Genomic DNA, 13,579 nt, shown 5'->3' on the forward strand with positions numbered 1-13,579 from the left:
CGGGCGGGCTCGCCCGGGGCGGCACGTGGCACACGGCACCGGCAACCGGGCCTACGCTGTAAGCATGTTGATCCGGGTAGGCATTCCGATCCTGGCCGTAGGCCTCCTGGTCTACGCGTTCGTCGACGTGCTGGACGCCCCACCCCAGGAACGGGTCGGGCTACCCCGCTGGGCGTGGATCCTCATCGTCCTGGTCCCGGTGCTCGGCCCCCTGGCCTGGATCTACGTCCGCACCGTGGTCCGCCACACGGGACGCCTCGACCGCTGAGCCGGCGGGAGTGGCCGTGGCGTGGTCGTCGTCGGCGTCGAGCCTCATGCTGGCCGGCCAGGTCTCCCACCGGGCCCCGAGCCCGCGGGTCTGCGGGCTCCCCGTGCGCACGAACTGGCGGATGCTGTCCGTCATGAGCGTCGACAGCTCCTCGCGGCCGGGCCGGTTCTGCGCGCTGAACGCGTAGGACGCCACGCTCCGGCCGAAGTTGCCGAACGCGAACGGCAGGTCCATGGCGTGCACGGCTCCGTAGACGTCGTCGAACGGGGCGGGCTCGTTGTCCCAGTCGAAGCGGTAGTGGAAGACCCGGTCGTTGCCGGTCGCCGTCATCGCGTCCATCGAGTCGCGAGCGATGCCGGTGAAGATGAGGTCGGTCAGCGCGTCGGACACCTCGTCCCACCCGCCCGGGCCGTCGACGGGCAGGTACTCGTCCACGACGAGGTCCTCGACCGTGTAGGGGCTCGGTGCGTCCGGGTCGAACTCGTACTGCATGGTGAACCGGTCGTAGTCCGTCGGCCGGAACGCCCCGACGGACCCTCCGAAGAGCTTGCCCTCCTCCAGGGTGTTGCCGGCCAGGACCGGCACGTCCTGGTGGTCGCCGGCCGCGATGACGGCGTACGGGTCCGTGGGGACGACGACGCCGTCCGCCACCACCGCCGGCGTCGCGTCGAGGCCGTGACGCAGGCTCAGGCTCACGAGCTGGTCCGCGGACAGGTCACGCAGCAGGTCGACGCCCTCGCTCGGGTCGGCCCCCGCCTCCTCGGCCGCGGCGGCCGCCAGCCGCCCCGCGTAGGCGCGCGTATCCACGGGCGACGTCGTGCTGATGCCGCCGCTCATCGGGATCGCCCGGTCGATCAGCCCGTCCGCCAGGGGCGACACGATCAGCGCCCACACGTTCACCGCGCCGGCCGACTCGCCCATCACCGTGACGTTGTCCGGGTCACCGCCGAAGGCCCGCGCGTTGTCGGACACGAACCGCAGCGCCTCGAGCTGGTCCAGCGTCCCGAAGTTCCCGGAGTCGGTGAGCGGGTCTCCGGTCTTCAGGCCCTCGTGGTCGAGCCAGCCGAGCACGCCCAGCCGGTAGTTCACGGTCACGACGACGGCACCAGCCTCCCGGGCGAGCGTCCGCCCGTCGTACATCGGGTCGCCCGACCAGCCCACGACGTTGCTGCCGCCGTGCACGAACACGATCACGGGCAGGTCCCGCCCGGCGTCCGCCGGGCGGAAGACATTCAGCGTCAGACAGTCCTCCTGGCCGACCGGCGTGCCGAGCCCGTCGCGGACGGAGAGGTCGTAGCGCGGGCCGTGCGGGGAGGGGCTGAAGAACCTCCCGGGCTGGCTGCACCCTTCGCCGTACTCCTTGGCGCGGCGCGGCGCGTGCCATCGCGCGTGCGTCACCGGAGCCTGCCAGCGCAGGTCACCGACGGGCGGCTCCGCGTACGGAATGCCCAGCCAGGAGAACGTGCCGTCCGTCCGCCTGTCGTCGATGCCGACCACCGGTCCGAGCGTCGTGCTCCGGACGACGCCGCGCTGGCGGGAGCCGCCGTCGCCGGGCGCGGGCGCGAACGCGGCGAGCAGCGCGGCCGCGGCGGCCACGCAGATCACGCCCGACAGCCTGCGGGCCCTCACGAGCCGGCTCCCGTCGCCGTGCCGGCCTGCGGGTCCGGTGCCGTGTCCGGCACCGGACCGGGCTCCTCGACGTCGTGCCGCAGCCACACCTGGTAGACCAGCGCGTACAGCAGCGGCGCGCCGACCGTGGTCAGCGGCCAGATCGCGTACAGCACGACTGCCGACGACGTCGGCAGACCCCCGAGGGTGCCGCTGCCGCGCAACGTGACCTGGGCGACGACGAAGAGCACGGCGAGAATGCCGCCGAAGGCCAGGACGGCCGCGACCGACGCGACGTGCCACCGGTCGTGCCGGTTCAGGGACCCCAGCAGCATGAACACGGTGACCATGACGGGAATCGAGTAGTAGACGACCTGCCACTGGTCCCACAGCATCCCGGCCGTGGCGGCCGCGACCGCGACGAGGACCACGGCGACGAGCTTGTCGGTACGGTCGATGCTCACTGGTGCACCTCTTTCTGCTGCGGGCCCGTGATCTCGTCGAACGTGTCCGCGGACCGGCGGGACGGGAAGACGGCGGAGATCACGATGAATCCGACCACCCCGAGCGCGGTCACCACCCCGCCGGACTGGATGTAGGCGGGCAGCGCGATGACCTCCTCGGCGGTGAGGACGGTGAGGGCGAGGTTGCCCACGACGGCGAAGATGATGCTGACGGTGGCCGCGAGCCCGGTGGCGCGCCGCCAGTAGAGGCCGAGGACCATCGGCCCGAAGATGGCGGCCGCGAACGCCGCCCAGCCGATCGCCCCGAGCAGGAACACCGCCTCTTTCAGGTAGAGGGCGAACACGATGGCACACAGCACCACGAAGGCGCTCGCGACACGGGCCCAGAGGACCTCGTCGCGGACGGTGATCCGCAGCGAGCTGGTGAGGTCCCGCATCAGGGACGAGGCGCCCACGGCGATGAACGAGTTCGAGCTCGACATGATCGCGGCGAGCAGGCCCGCCAGGACGACGCCTGCGAAGACCGGGTCGGCCATGTTGTCGAAGAACCACGTGGGGGCGTTGTCGACGTTCTCGAGCTCCGGCGCCGTGCCCTCGAAGGTGAGGGTGCGCACCGTCAGGCCGACGGCGAGGGCGAACAGGGTGGTCGTGGCATACGCGACGGCGGCGACGAGCGCGCCCCACCTCAGCTCCGACGCCGAGCGCAGCATGAGGAACTTCGTGATGAGCTGCGGCTGGGCCGCGGCGCCGAGGATCGCCATGATGACGAACGTGTAGACCCAGGTCATCGGCTGCGCGGCGTCGAGCTGGAGGAACTCCACGTCGTAGGAGGCGATGGTCTCGAGCATCCCGCCCCAGCCGCCGACCGTGCGGGTGGCCACGAAGAAGGTCCCGACCGAGATCACCACCATGAGCAGTCCCTGGATGAAGTCGGTCCACGCACCGGCGAGCATGCCGCCGGCGATCGTGTAGACGGCGACGACGGCGGACCCGATGATCGCACCCGTGGCGACGGGGATGTCGAAGAGCAGCCCCATGATCACGCCCATCGCGGTGACCTGGGCCGTCATATAGGCGACGGAGCCCACGAACATCGCCACCGACATCGAGAGGTGGGCGGGCCGGCTGGGGAACCGCAGGCGGATGACGTCGGGCACGGAGTACACGTCGTACCTGCGCGCCAGCCGGTAGAGCCGGGTGCCGAGCAGGAACCAGGACAGGGCGAAGGCCATCGGCACGAAGAGGGCCGCTGCGACCAGCGCCTGGAGACCCCAGCCGTAGGTCTGGCCGGTGTGGCCGATCATGCCGAAGCCGCTCTGGATCGACGCGAAGGTGCCGATGGCCATGACGAAGAAGCCGAGAGTCTGCCCGGCGACCAGGAAGTCCCGGGACGACTTGATACGCGATCGCGCCCAGAACCCGATCCCGAACATGAGGATGAAGTAGATCGCCATCATGGCGAGGACAGTGGTCATGTTGCTCCTTTGCAACGAACCGGGAGGCTGCTGGCGGACCCTTCCGGAGGCGTCCTCCCTGTCATACTACTGAGTAGTATGTGGCTGACGTCACACTCGGTCAAGGGTGTGACGTCGTCGATCACAACCCTGGAGGACAGGTTGAGCGCTGCGGCTGAGACGGAACCCGGCACCAAGGAGCGAATCCTCGACGCGGCCGCCGACGCGTTCATGCGCCGCGGCTTCACCAGCACCACCATCGACGACATCGCCGCGGGCGTGGGCGCCACCAAGGGCCTCGTCTACTACCACTTCCGGTCGAAGTTCGACGTGTTCCTCGCGGTGTACGGCGAGGGCATGCGACGCGTGCGCGCGGAGGTCGAGCCGTACGCACGGGGCGCCGGGACCGGTCGTGAGCGGCTGGAGGCGATGTCGGCCGCGCACGTGCTCGACCTGATGACCGACCTCTCGTACCACCACGCGGTGCATCAGGGAGTGCGGGCGCAGGAGTCGCACGAGCTGAAGGTCCGGCAACGGGACGCCCTCGTCGAGCTCAACGACCTGCGCCGCGACTACGAGCTGCTGTTCCGCCGGGTGGTGGCCGAGGGGGTCGCGGACGGATCACTGCGGCAGGTGGACGTGAAGCTGGCGACCCGCACGCTCCTGAGCAGCCTCAACGCGGTCGACGTCTGGTACCGCAAGGACGACACGCAGCCCCCGGAGAACGTGCGCGGGCTGGCCCGTCAGGTGGTCGACATCGTGGTGGGGGGTCTCACGGCGCAGGGCGCCTGAGGCCGGCGGGGCCGCTCAGCTGAGGCCCGAGTAGGAGTGCTTCCCGTTGAAGATCAGGTTCACGCCCGTGAAGTTGAACAGCACGCACGCGTAGCCCGCCACGACGAACCAGGCCGCGCGCCGCCCGGACCAGCCGCGGGTCGTCCGTGCGTGCAGGTAGGCCGCGTAGACCACCCAGACCACGAAGGACCAGACCTCCTTGGGGTCCCAGCCCCAGTAGCGCCCCCAGGCGTCCTCGGCCCAGATCGCGCCGCCGATGATCGTGAAGGTCCACAGCACGAACGCGACCGCGTTCAGCCGGAACGACAGCGCCTCCAGCGCCGCGGGCGTCGGCGTGTGGTCCAGCCAGCCCCAGCGGGCCAGCCACGGCGTCCCCTCGTCGCGCGCGTCCCGCAGGAGCTGCAGCACGGACGCCACGAACGCCACCGTGAAGATCCCGGTCGCGACGATCGCCACGCCGACGTGGATCACCAGCCAGTACTTCTGCAGCGCCGGCTGCACCCCCGTGGCCGCGATGAAGAACGCGTTCTGCGCCAGGACGAGGAACAGCGCGCCCAGCCCGGTGACGAACGCGCCGAGGAACCGCGCCTCGCGCACCACGCAGACCCCCAGGAAGACGGCGACGGCCACGAACGTCCCCACCAGCGTGAACTCGTACATGTTGGCCCACGGCGTCCGCCCCGCGGCGATCCCCCGCAGCACGATCGCCACGAGGAGCATCGCCGCGGCGAGCCACGAGAGCGACATCCCGATCCCGGCGCCCTTGCGCGAGACTCCGGTCTCCGGCGCCTCGCTCCCGGGCCCGTAGGCCGGCCCGGGGCCCGCCGTCGGCCCGGAGCCGGTCGTGCCCGACGACGCGCCGACGCCCGCCCCGACCGCGACCTTCCCCTGGGCGGCGTCACGTGTGGCCACGCGCGCGCCCGAGAGTCGCGCCAGGTCCACCGCGAACGCCACCATCGCGATCGCGAGCGCCGTGGCGGCCGCCCACACGAGCAGCACGCTCAGGTTCGCCAGCTCCATGTCTCAGTCCTTCGTCGTCTCGTTCTTGCCCGGATCCATCTCGACGGCCCCGGGGCCGTCGGCACTCCCGCCGTCCGCGACGCTGTCACCGTCCGCGGCACCGTCACCGTCCGCCTCACGGTCCGTGCCGGCGACGCCGGCGCCGGCGCCCGGCGCCGGGAGGACCGACATCGCCCGGTCCACCTCGGCCTGGAGCCCGGCGTCGTCCCCGCGCGCCAGTCCCGCGGCCTCCACCACAGTAGCCCCGCTGCCGGACACGAAAGCCCGCACCCACACGCGCCGCCGCGGCGTGAACAGGCTCAGGGCGAGCCCGCCCAGCGCGAGCAGGGCGAACGTCAGCACGAACCCGAGGGACGGGTCGTGCCGCAGGTCGAGCGCCACGTATCGCGGCACGTCCTCGCCGAGCTCCACGGTGCCGAGCCCGTCCGGCAGGTCCACGGTCTCGCCGGGCCGCACGAGCAGCTTGACGCGTTCCCCGGCGTCGTCCACCGACGACGTCAGCGTCGCGGTGTCCAGCTGGTACACGTTCTGCGGGATGCCGTCGTCGAGTCCCAGGTCACCCCGGTACACCTCGAGCACGAGCAGCGGGTCGAGCGGCTGGGGGAAGGTGGAGCGGGCGGTCCCGTCGTCGTCCACGACCGCCGTCGGGAGGAAGTAGCCGATCAGCCCGATCTGCTCGCCGTCCGAGACGTCCGGCACCTTCACGACCCCGCGCGACGTGTACAGCTGGTCCTCCGGCAGGAACGGCACGCGCTGCGAGAAGGCGACCTCGCCGTCGGCGTCGGTCACGGTGATCTCGGGTGCGAAGCCGTTGCCCTGGAGGTAGATCTTGGCGCCGTCCGTGACGAGCGGTTCGTTGACCTTGATCTGCTCGCCGTGCTGCGCGCCGCCGGGATCGGTCACGGTCACGTGCGCCGTGAAATCCCTGGCCTGCGCGAACGCCACCGCCTCGCTCGTGAACTCCGAGTCGAACGCGTCCAGCGTCATCGAGAACGGCACGAGCGACGACGGCTGGAACCACGAGCCCTCGGTGAAGGTGTCGTAGTCGACGACGGCGTTCGCGAACCCGCGGCCCTCCGTGACGATCGCCTGCCCCGTGTAGTGCAGCATCTGGCCCAGTGCCACGGAGACCAGCAGCCCCAGCAGCGCCAGGTGGAACAGCAGGTTCCCGGTCTCGCGCAGGTAGCCGCGCTCGGCGCTGATCGTGGACGCCTCGGGCCGGCCCGCCCGCGCGGGCTCCGCCCTCCGGTCCACGCGGAACGCCGGCAGGTAGCGCGGTCCGCGCAGCTTCGTCGCGACGCGGCCGACGACGTCGTCCGGCGCCAGGTCCGTGGTCGCGCTCGCCCGCGCCGGGAACCGCGCGAACCGCGACGGCACCCGCGGCGGGCGCGCCCGCAGCGCACGCCAGTGCGCCCCCGTCCGCGGCACGATGCAGCCCACCAGGGACACGAAGAGCATGAGGTAGATCGCCGAGAACCAGACCGACGTGTACACGTCGAAGAACCCGAACCGGTCGAGCCACTCGCCCAGCACCGGGTTCTCGCCCAGGTACTCGGTCACCGCTCCGGCGTCCTGGCCGCGCTGCGGCAGCACGGACCCCGGCACGGCGGCGACGGCGAGCAGCATCAGCAGCATCAGGGCGACCCGCATGCTGGTCAGCTGCCGCCAGGTCCACCGCAGCAGCCCGACGACGCCGATCCCCGGCGCGGCCGGCAGCCCGCCACCCTTCTCGCCGCCCGACGACGCCCGCGGGCCCCCGGCACTCTCGACGAACTCGTCGGCGATCCCCTCGGGCACATACCGGCCCCGCGCAGGCAGCGCCCGGCCGGCGGAGCGCACCGCCTCGGCAGCGGGAGCGGGGCCCGTCCGCGGCTCGTCCGCGGCACCGGCCGCCTCGGCGCGGCGGGCAGCAGGGTCGCCGGTCGTCTCGTCGCCCGCCATCACAGGACCGTCCAGAAACCGTTGACCCAAGACTGGAGCGACGCCGTCAGCACGCCCCACAGACCCGAGACCAGGGCCAGGCCGATCGCCACGAGGAGGCCGCCACCCGCGCGCATCACCGCGAGACGGTGCCGTCGCAGGAGGCCCATCATCCGGTCCGAGCCCGTCGCCCCCAGCGCCACCAGCAGGAACGGCACACCGAGCCCCACACAGTAGGCCACGCCGAGCAGCGCGCCGCGCCCGGCGGACGCCTCGTCCAGGGCGAGCGCCTGCACTGCCGTCAGGGTCGGGCCCATGCACGGCGTCCAGCCGAGCCCGAACACGACACCCAGCAGCGGCGCGCCCCAGAGCCCGGCCCGCGGCACCACGTCCAGCCGCGCCTCGCGCTGCAGCCACGGCACGAGACCCAGGAACGACAGCCCCATCAGGACCACCACGACACCCAGCACCCGGAACAGCACGTCCTCCCAGCGCACCAGGTAGACGCCCACGGCCCCGGCGGCCGCCATCAGCGTGACGAACACCGCTGTGAACCCGGCCACGAACAGGCCGACCCCGGCGAGCACCCGGACCCGCCCGGAGGCCACCTCGCGGGCCGTGGCGACGCCGCCCGTGGCCGCCGTCGTCCCCGACGAGCCCTCCGGCCGCGCCCGGCCGGCCGAGGCGGCCGACATGCCGCCCACGTACCCGATGTACCCCGGGACCAGCGGCAGCACGCACGGCGACGCGAACGAGACCAGGCCCGCCAGGATCGCCACCGGGATCGCGACCAGCAGCGAGCCGCTGAACGCGAGCGACCCGGCGTCCATCAGGCCTCCTCCGCCAGGACGTCGGTGATCAGGGTCTCGAGCGTGGACCTGTCGGCCTGGCCGAGGATGCGCGCGGCCACCAGGCCCTCGCGGTCGAGCACCACGGTGGTGGGCACGGACTGCAGCGACGTGATGCCGGACAGGTCCGCGATCACGCGGCCGCTGCGGTCCTCGATGCTCGGGTACGGCATGGAGAAGGTGCGCTCGAACGCCTGCGCCGTGGGGGCGTCGTCCTCGGTGTTGATGCCGAGGAAGTGGACGCCGTCGTCCTCGTACTCGTTCGCGAGGTCGGCGAGGTCGGGCGCCTCGGCACGGCAGGGCGGGCAACCCGCGTACCAGGTGTTGAGGACGACGACATCGCCCGCCCAGTCGGCAGTGCCCGCCTCGCCGCCGTCGAAGAGGTCACCGGCGATCTCCACGGGACCGTCGCGCTCGCCGTCCTCCCAGGTGCGGACCGAGCCGTCGCCGGAGACGTAGCCCTGGCCGGCGATGTCGCCGGCCCCGGAGTCGGCCGCGGTGCAGCCGGCGAGCGCGACGGCCGCGACCGCGGCGAGGGCGATCGCGAGGCCGGCCGGCCCGCGATGACCCCACGTGCGCGGCCGCGGACCGGTGGCCGGGCCGGTGGCGTGACGCGCCGAGACCGGCGGCCTGGAGCGATGAGACCGGTCGTGCAGGGGGGTGGTGGTGCCGGTCATGCGCCGGGAAGCTGCTTGACGCCGTCGTACAGGTCGGCGACCGGCTCGCTGTAGTGCACGCCGATGAACCGGCCGTCCTCGAACCGCAGGGAGGTGAGGGACGCGAGGTTGCACCGGCGGTTGCGGGGATCGTGCCAGAGACGGCGGCCCTCGAAGGAGCAGCGGGTGAGCCAGACGGGAAGCTGGTGGCTGACCAGCACGGCCTCGTGCCCCTCGGCGGCGTGGCGTGCGGTCTCGACCGCGCCGCGCATCCGCCGCACCTGCTCCTCGTACGCCTCGCCCCACGACGGGCGGAACGGGTTCCACAGGTACTTCCAGTGCGCGGGGTGCCGCAGCGCGCCGTCGCCGACACCGAACCGCATCCCCTCGAAGTGGTTGCCGGCCTCGATGAGGCGGTCGTCGGTGCCCAGCTCCAGGCCGAACGCCTGCGCGAGCGGCGTCGCCGTCTCCTGCGCGCGCTGCAGCGGGGAGGCGACCACCGCGGTGACATCGCGGCCCCGCTCGGACAGATGCTTCGCGACGCGCGCGGCCATCTCCTGGCCGCGGTCCGACAGCCGGTAGCCGGGCAGGCGGCCGTACAGCACACCCTCGGGGTTGTGTACCTCGCCGTGACGGAGCAGGTGGACGGTGGTGGAGACCATGGCCCTCAGTGTCCCATCGCATCCTGAGTGGTGAGGCATCGGGCGGGCGTGGTGTGAGCCACTGCTCGGTGCTCTTCCCCGACCCGCCGGAAGCGGCAGCCCGGGGCCCGGGTCCGGACGCGCGAGGTGGCGGGGCCGGCGGGGTCAGCGGTCGCGCGGGTCCCTGGTCAGCTCGGCGCGGGAGGCGGCGCCGATCTTGCCCATGATCCGGCCGAGCGTCTCCATCTCCGCCGGGTCGAGCACATCGACCAGCAGCCGGCGCACCGCGCGCACGTGCCCCGGTGCCGCGGCGGCGAGCGTCTCGTACCCGAGGTCGGTCAGGCGGCAGTTCACGCCCCGCCGGTCCCCGTCCGCCGGGCACCGGCTCACGAGGCCACGCTGCTCCATCCGCGACACGGTGTGGGTCAGGCGGCTGCGGGACAGCACGAGGCCGTCGGCGAGCGCCGACATCCGCTGGGTACGGTCCGGTTGCTCCGAGAGCTGCACCAGCAGGCCGTACTCCCCGAGGTTGAGGTCGAGCTCGGCGTCGTGGGCGGCGCCGAGCGCCTCGATGAATCGGGCGTTGCCCTCCAGGAAGCTCCGCCACACGGTCTGCTGACCGGTGTCGAGCCAGCGCACGCCGTTCGTCTCGCTCATGCCTCGCCGTTCTCCTCCGCCGTTGCCCCGGCCCGCCCGTCCTCTGCCGTGGGAATACTTTACGGATCGGAGTATGTTGGACCAGCGCGATAGTTGAGATCTCAACTATATCGCTCCGAGGGCCTTCCGCCCCGGACCCCGTCCGACACGATCAACCAGGAGACACTTCATGGCCACCCCGCTCCCCGCCGGCATCACCCCGGGCACCTACGACATCGACCCCTCGCACACGACCGCGGCGTTCTCGGTCCGCCACGCCGGCATCGCCAAGGTCCGGGGCACGATCGACGTCACCGCGGGCACGATCGTCGTCGGCGACGACGTCGAGTCGTCGAGCGTCACCGCGGACCTCGCCGCGACGTCGGTCAGCACCGGTGACTCCGGCCGCGACCAGCACCTGGTCAGCAACGACTTCTGGGGCGCCGACGAGAACCCGACCTGGACCTTCCGCTCCACCGGGGTCGCGCTCGACGGCGACGACATCACGGTCACGGGCGACCTGACCATCAACAACGTCACGAAGTCCGTCGACCTCGCCGGCGAGTTCTCCGGCACGGCCACCGACCCGTTCGGCAACAAGCGCGCCGGCTTCGAGGCCACCACGGAGATCAGCCGCAAGGACTTCGGCCTCACCTGGAACGCCACCCTGGAGACCGGCGGCGTCCTGGTCGGCGAGAAGGTCAAGATCACCCTGGACGTCTCGGCGATCTTCAAGGGCTGACCCCCGCCGCGGTCGGTCCGTGCGTGAGTGATCGGCAGTTTGAACTGCCGATCACTCACGCACGGACCGACCGGCCGCTCTCGGCGCGGCCGTCCCAGGGGGACGGACGGAGTCAGGGGTGGAGGATCAGCCAGGTGGCGACGGCCGGGCGCACGCCGGCGTTGCGCACCCGGTGCGGTACGGAGCACGGGTAGCTGATGGAGTCGCCGGCCGCCAGCACCACCTCGTCGTCGGCCAGCTCGACGGTGAGCTCGCCCGCGACGACGTTGCCGATCTCGTAGCCCTCGTGCTTGAACAGGTCGGCGTCGCCGAGCGTCGCCGTCGCGCCCGGCGGGTAGACCGACTCGAAGAAGTCGAGGCCCCGGGTCGGGTTCGGCGACAGCCTCCGGAAGGACACGCCACCGCCGAGCGTCACCGGCGAGACCTCCCAGGCCCGCGTGACCGCGATCCCCGCGTGCTCCAGCTCCGTGGCAGCACCACGCGGCCCGGCCACGGCGTCCGGCGCCTCGAAGACGTCGGCCAGCGGCACCCCGAGCGCGTCCGTGATGGCGAGCAGGCGCACCACCGAGGGCCGCATCACGTCGCGCTCGATCTGCGACACGGCGCTGGCGGAGATGCCGAGCGTCGCGGCGAGGCTGCGCGCCGAGACGCCGCGCGCCTCACGCAGAGCACGCAGCCGGGCACCGAGCGACGGTTCGGAGGACACGGCGGCATCGTACGGGCGGGCCGGAAGAGGCGCGCCCCGCGCCGCCACGACACGCCGCGCGACACGCGAACCGGCACGGCCGTAACACGTGTGAAGTCATTGCTGAACCTGAGCCTTACCACCTGGTTACACCCGGGAAACCGCAGGACTCCAGTTAACCCATAGCTTCATGGGCACGGATCCCCACCCGGAAGGCACGGCTCATGACCGAGAACACGGAGGTGTCCGCCTCCACGGCGGCCGCTCCGCCCAGCGCGCCCAGCACACCCCCGTCCGACCTGGTGGAGGCTGCGGGCCACCCCGTCGGCTCCGGCAACGTCAAGCCGTCCTACGACCCCCGGCTCGCCAACGAGGACCTGGCTCCCCTGCGGGAGCAGAAGTGGTCGTCGTACAACATCTTCGCGTTCTGGATGTCCGACGTGCACAGCGTCGGCGGCTACGTCACCGCCGGGAGCCTCTTCGCACTCGGCATCGCCAGCTGGCAGGTGCTCCTGGCACTGCTCGTCGGCATCGTCATCGTCCAGGTGTTCACCAACCTCGTCGCGAAGCCGAGCCAGCGGACCGGCGTCCCGTACCCGGTGATCAACCGGGCAGTCTTCGGGGTCAAGGGGGCGAACATCCCGGCGATCATCCGCGGGCTCATCGCCGTGGCTTGGTACGGCGTCCAGACGTTCCTGGCGGCGCAGTCGCTGAACATCGTCTTCCTCAAGTTCATCCCGGCCAGCGCGAGCCTCGTCGCACCCGAGTTCCTCGGTCTCAGCGCGCTCGGCTGGATCTCCTACATGATCCTCTGGTTCGCCCAGGCCGCCGTCTTCTGGAACGGCATGGAGACCATCCGCCGGTTCATCGACTGGGCCGGTCCCGCCGTCTACGTCGTCATGATCGTGCTCGCGATCTACATGGTCTCCCAGGCCGGCTGGTCGAACATCAGCCTGAGCCTCGCCGAGGGCGAGCCGCTCGGCGGGTGGCAGCAGGTCGGCGTGTTCTGCACCGCCGTCGCCATCGTGGTCTCGTACTTCTCCGGGCCGATGCTGAACTTCGGCGACTTCGCCCGGTACGGCCGCTCGTTCTCGGCGGTCAAGAAGGGCAACCTGCTCGGCCTGCCCGTGAACTTCCTGTTCTTCTCCCTGCTCACGGTGATCACTGCATCCGCGACGATCCCCGTCTTCGGCGAGCTGATCACGGACCCGATCCACACGGTCGAGCGGATCGACACCCCGTTCGCGATCCTGCTCGGCGGGCTGACTTTCGTGACCGCCACCGTCGGTATCAACATCGTCGCCAACTTCATCTCCCCTGCGTTCGACTTCTCCAACGTGGCCCCGCAGAAGATCAGCTGGCGGACGGGCGGCATGATCGCCGCCGTCGGCTCCGTCGTGCTGCTGCCGTGGAACTGGTACGACGACGCCGACGCGATCCACTACACGCTGGGCGTCCTGGGCGCCCTCATCGGACCGCTCTTCGGCATCCTCATCGCCGGGTACTACGTCGTGGCCCGCCAGCGCATCCGGGTCGACGAGATGTACTCGATGTCCGAGAGCGGAACCTACTGGTACCAGAACGGCTACAACCGCAACGGTGTGCTGGCGATCGTCCTGGCCGGTGTCCCGACCGTCCTGCTGGGCGTCCTGCCCAAGCTGGTGGCGGACCTCGGCTGGTTCGACATCTCCTGGATCGGCAACTGGACCTGGTTCATCGGCTGCGGCCTGGGCTTCGTGGCGTTCTGGACGCTGGAACGGCGCCACCCCCAGGTCCCGTCGTTCGACGACGTCACCGAGGGCGTGAACGACGGCGCCACCGGCGTCACGGGCGCCACCGCGTGAG

The 13,579-nt window shown here is 71.5% G+C and carries 13 protein-coding genes and 1 pseudogene; 4 read left to right on the forward strand and 10 right to left on the reverse strand.

Annotated features, from left to right (window positions below; all coding sequences use genetic code 11):
- Positions 1 to 64: 64 nt before the first annotated feature.
- The gene (locus ACYU96_RS05670; RefSeq protein WP_460750070.1) at positions 65 to 268 is read left to right on the forward strand and encodes a PLDc N-terminal domain-containing protein; all 204 of its coding nucleotides are present in this window, start codon (positions 65 to 67) and stop codon (positions 266 to 268) included.
- Between the two features lie 69 nt (positions 269 to 337).
- Here the strand turns inward: ACYU96_RS05670 and ACYU96_RS05675 are convergent.
- The 3 genes and pseudogenes from ACYU96_RS05675 to ACYU96_RS05685 form a co-directional block, all read right to left on the reverse strand.
- A pseudogene (locus tag ACYU96_RS05675) lies at positions 338 to 1,984 on the reverse strand (carboxylesterase/lipase family protein); the annotation flags it as partial.
- Positions 1,894 to 2,340, reverse strand: coding sequence for a hypothetical protein (locus ACYU96_RS05680; protein WP_460750072.1), 447 nt, complete (start codon positions 2,338 to 2,340; stop codon positions 1,894 to 1,896). The pseudogene ACYU96_RS05675 and the gene ACYU96_RS05680, both read right to left, overlap by 91 nt.
- On the reverse strand, positions 2,337 to 3,815 hold the full coding sequence (locus ACYU96_RS05685; protein ID WP_460750075.1) for a sodium:solute symporter family protein: 1,479 nt from the start codon (positions 3,813 to 3,815) through the stop codon (positions 2,337 to 2,339). The genes ACYU96_RS05680 and ACYU96_RS05685 overlap by 4 nt, the downstream gene beginning before the upstream one ends.
- A gap of 141 nt (positions 3,816 to 3,956) precedes the next feature.
- Between ACYU96_RS05685 and ACYU96_RS05690 the strand changes: the two genes are divergently transcribed.
- Positions 3,957 to 4,586 carry a TetR/AcrR family transcriptional regulator gene (locus ACYU96_RS05690; RefSeq protein WP_460750077.1) on the forward strand — a complete coding sequence of 210 codons (630 nt, stop codon included), beginning with the start codon at positions 3,957 to 3,959 and terminating at the stop codon, positions 4,584 to 4,586.
- Positions 4,587 to 4,601: 15 nt separating this feature from the next.
- Here ACYU96_RS05690 and ccsB read toward each other — a convergent pair whose 3' ends face one another.
- The 6 genes from ccsB to ACYU96_RS05720 all read right to left on the reverse strand — a co-directional run bounded on the left by ccsB (position 4,602) and on the right by ACYU96_RS05720 (position 10,328).
- On the reverse strand, positions 4,602 to 5,606 hold the full coding sequence (gene ccsB, locus ACYU96_RS05695; RefSeq protein WP_460750080.1) for a c-type cytochrome biogenesis protein CcsB: 1,005 nt from the start codon (positions 5,604 to 5,606) through the stop codon (positions 4,602 to 4,604).
- 3 nt (positions 5,607 to 5,609) lie between these two features.
- On the reverse strand, positions 5,610 to 7,547 hold the full coding sequence (gene resB, locus ACYU96_RS05700) for a cytochrome c biogenesis protein ResB (RefSeq protein WP_460750082.1): 1,938 nt from the start codon (positions 7,545 to 7,547) through the stop codon (positions 5,610 to 5,612).
- Positions 7,547 to 8,356 carry a cytochrome c biogenesis CcdA family protein gene (locus ACYU96_RS05705; RefSeq protein ID WP_460750085.1) on the reverse strand — a complete coding sequence of 270 codons (810 nt, stop codon included), beginning with the start codon at positions 8,354 to 8,356 and terminating at the stop codon, positions 7,547 to 7,549. The genes resB and ACYU96_RS05705 overlap by 1 nt, the downstream gene beginning before the upstream one ends.
- Positions 8,356 to 9,051 (reverse strand): TlpA family protein disulfide reductase, encoded by a 696-nt coding sequence (locus ACYU96_RS05710; RefSeq protein WP_460750088.1) that lies wholly within the window; start codon positions 9,049 to 9,051, stop codon positions 8,356 to 8,358. Before ACYU96_RS05710 ends, ACYU96_RS05705 begins: the two co-directional genes overlap by 1 nt.
- Positions 9,048 to 9,692: a histidine phosphatase family protein gene (locus tag ACYU96_RS05715; protein ID WP_460750090.1), complete on the reverse strand. Its 645-nt coding sequence runs from the start codon at positions 9,690 to 9,692 to the stop codon at positions 9,048 to 9,050. Before ACYU96_RS05715 ends, ACYU96_RS05710 begins: the two co-directional genes overlap by 4 nt.
- A gap of 144 nt (positions 9,693 to 9,836) precedes the next feature.
- Positions 9,837 to 10,328, reverse strand: coding sequence for a MarR family winged helix-turn-helix transcriptional regulator (locus ACYU96_RS05720; protein ID WP_460750093.1), 492 nt, complete (start codon positions 10,326 to 10,328; stop codon positions 9,837 to 9,839).
- Positions 10,329 to 10,497: 169 nt separating this feature from the next.
- On the opposite strand from ACYU96_RS05720, the gene ACYU96_RS05725 reads away from it, so the two are divergent.
- Entirely contained in the window at positions 10,498 to 11,049 is a 552-nt protein-coding gene (locus ACYU96_RS05725; RefSeq protein ID WP_460750095.1) for a YceI family protein, read from the forward strand.
- A gap of 112 nt (positions 11,050 to 11,161) precedes the next feature.
- Here the strand turns inward: ACYU96_RS05725 and ACYU96_RS05730 are convergent, their stop codons facing one another.
- On the reverse strand, positions 11,162 to 11,755 hold the full coding sequence (locus tag ACYU96_RS05730; protein WP_460750098.1) for a cupin domain-containing protein: 594 nt from the start codon (positions 11,753 to 11,755) through the stop codon (positions 11,162 to 11,164).
- Between the two features lie 203 nt (positions 11,756 to 11,958).
- Here ACYU96_RS05730 and ACYU96_RS05735 point away from each other — a divergent pair, with 203 nt between their 5' ends.
- Complete coding sequence (locus tag ACYU96_RS05735) at positions 11,959 to 13,578, forward strand: NCS1 family nucleobase:cation symporter-1 (RefSeq protein ID WP_460750100.1); 1,620 nt, start codon at positions 11,959 to 11,961, stop codon at positions 13,576 to 13,578.
- Position 13,579: the final 1 nt, after the last annotated feature.

It is taken from the genome of Myceligenerans cantabricum, from assembly GCF_054777735.1.

What these genes read in the sequence shown, in the direction of transcription:
- ACYU96_RS05670 (WP_460750070.1), top strand. Translation starts at nt 65, where the DNA reads ATGTTGATCCGGGTAGGCATTCCGATCCTGGCCGTAGGCCTCCTGGTC.
- ACYU96_RS05685 (WP_460750075.1), bottom strand. Translation starts at nt 3,815, where the DNA reads ATGACCACTGTCCTCGCCATGATGGCGATCTACTTCATCCTCATGTTC.
- ccsB (WP_460750080.1), bottom strand. Translation starts at nt 5,606, where the DNA reads ATGGAGCTGGCGAACCTGAGCGTGCTGCTCGTGTGGGCGGCCGCCACG.
- resB (WP_460750082.1), bottom strand. Translation starts at nt 7,547, where the DNA reads ATGGCGGGCGACGAGACGACCGGCGACCCTGCTGCCCGCCGCGCCGAG.
- ACYU96_RS05705 (WP_460750085.1), bottom strand. Translation starts at nt 8,356, where the DNA reads ATGGACGCCGGGTCGCTCGCGTTCAGCGGCTCGCTGCTGGTCGCGATC.
- ACYU96_RS05710 (WP_460750088.1), bottom strand. Translation starts at nt 9,051, where the DNA reads ATGACCGGCACCACCACCCCCCTGCACGACCGGTCTCATCGCTCCAGG.
- ACYU96_RS05715 (WP_460750090.1), bottom strand. Translation starts at nt 9,692, where the DNA reads ATGGTCTCCACCACCGTCCACCTGCTCCGTCACGGCGAGGTACACAAC.
- ACYU96_RS05720 (WP_460750093.1), bottom strand. Translation starts at nt 10,328, where the DNA reads ATGAGCGAGACGAACGGCGTGCGCTGGCTCGACACCGGTCAGCAGACC.
- ACYU96_RS05725 (WP_460750095.1), top strand. Translation starts at nt 10,498, where the DNA reads ATGGCCACCCCGCTCCCCGCCGGCATCACCCCGGGCACCTACGACATC.
- ACYU96_RS05735 (WP_460750100.1), top strand. Translation starts at nt 11,959, where the DNA reads ATGACCGAGAACACGGAGGTGTCCGCCTCCACGGCGGCCGCTCCGCCC.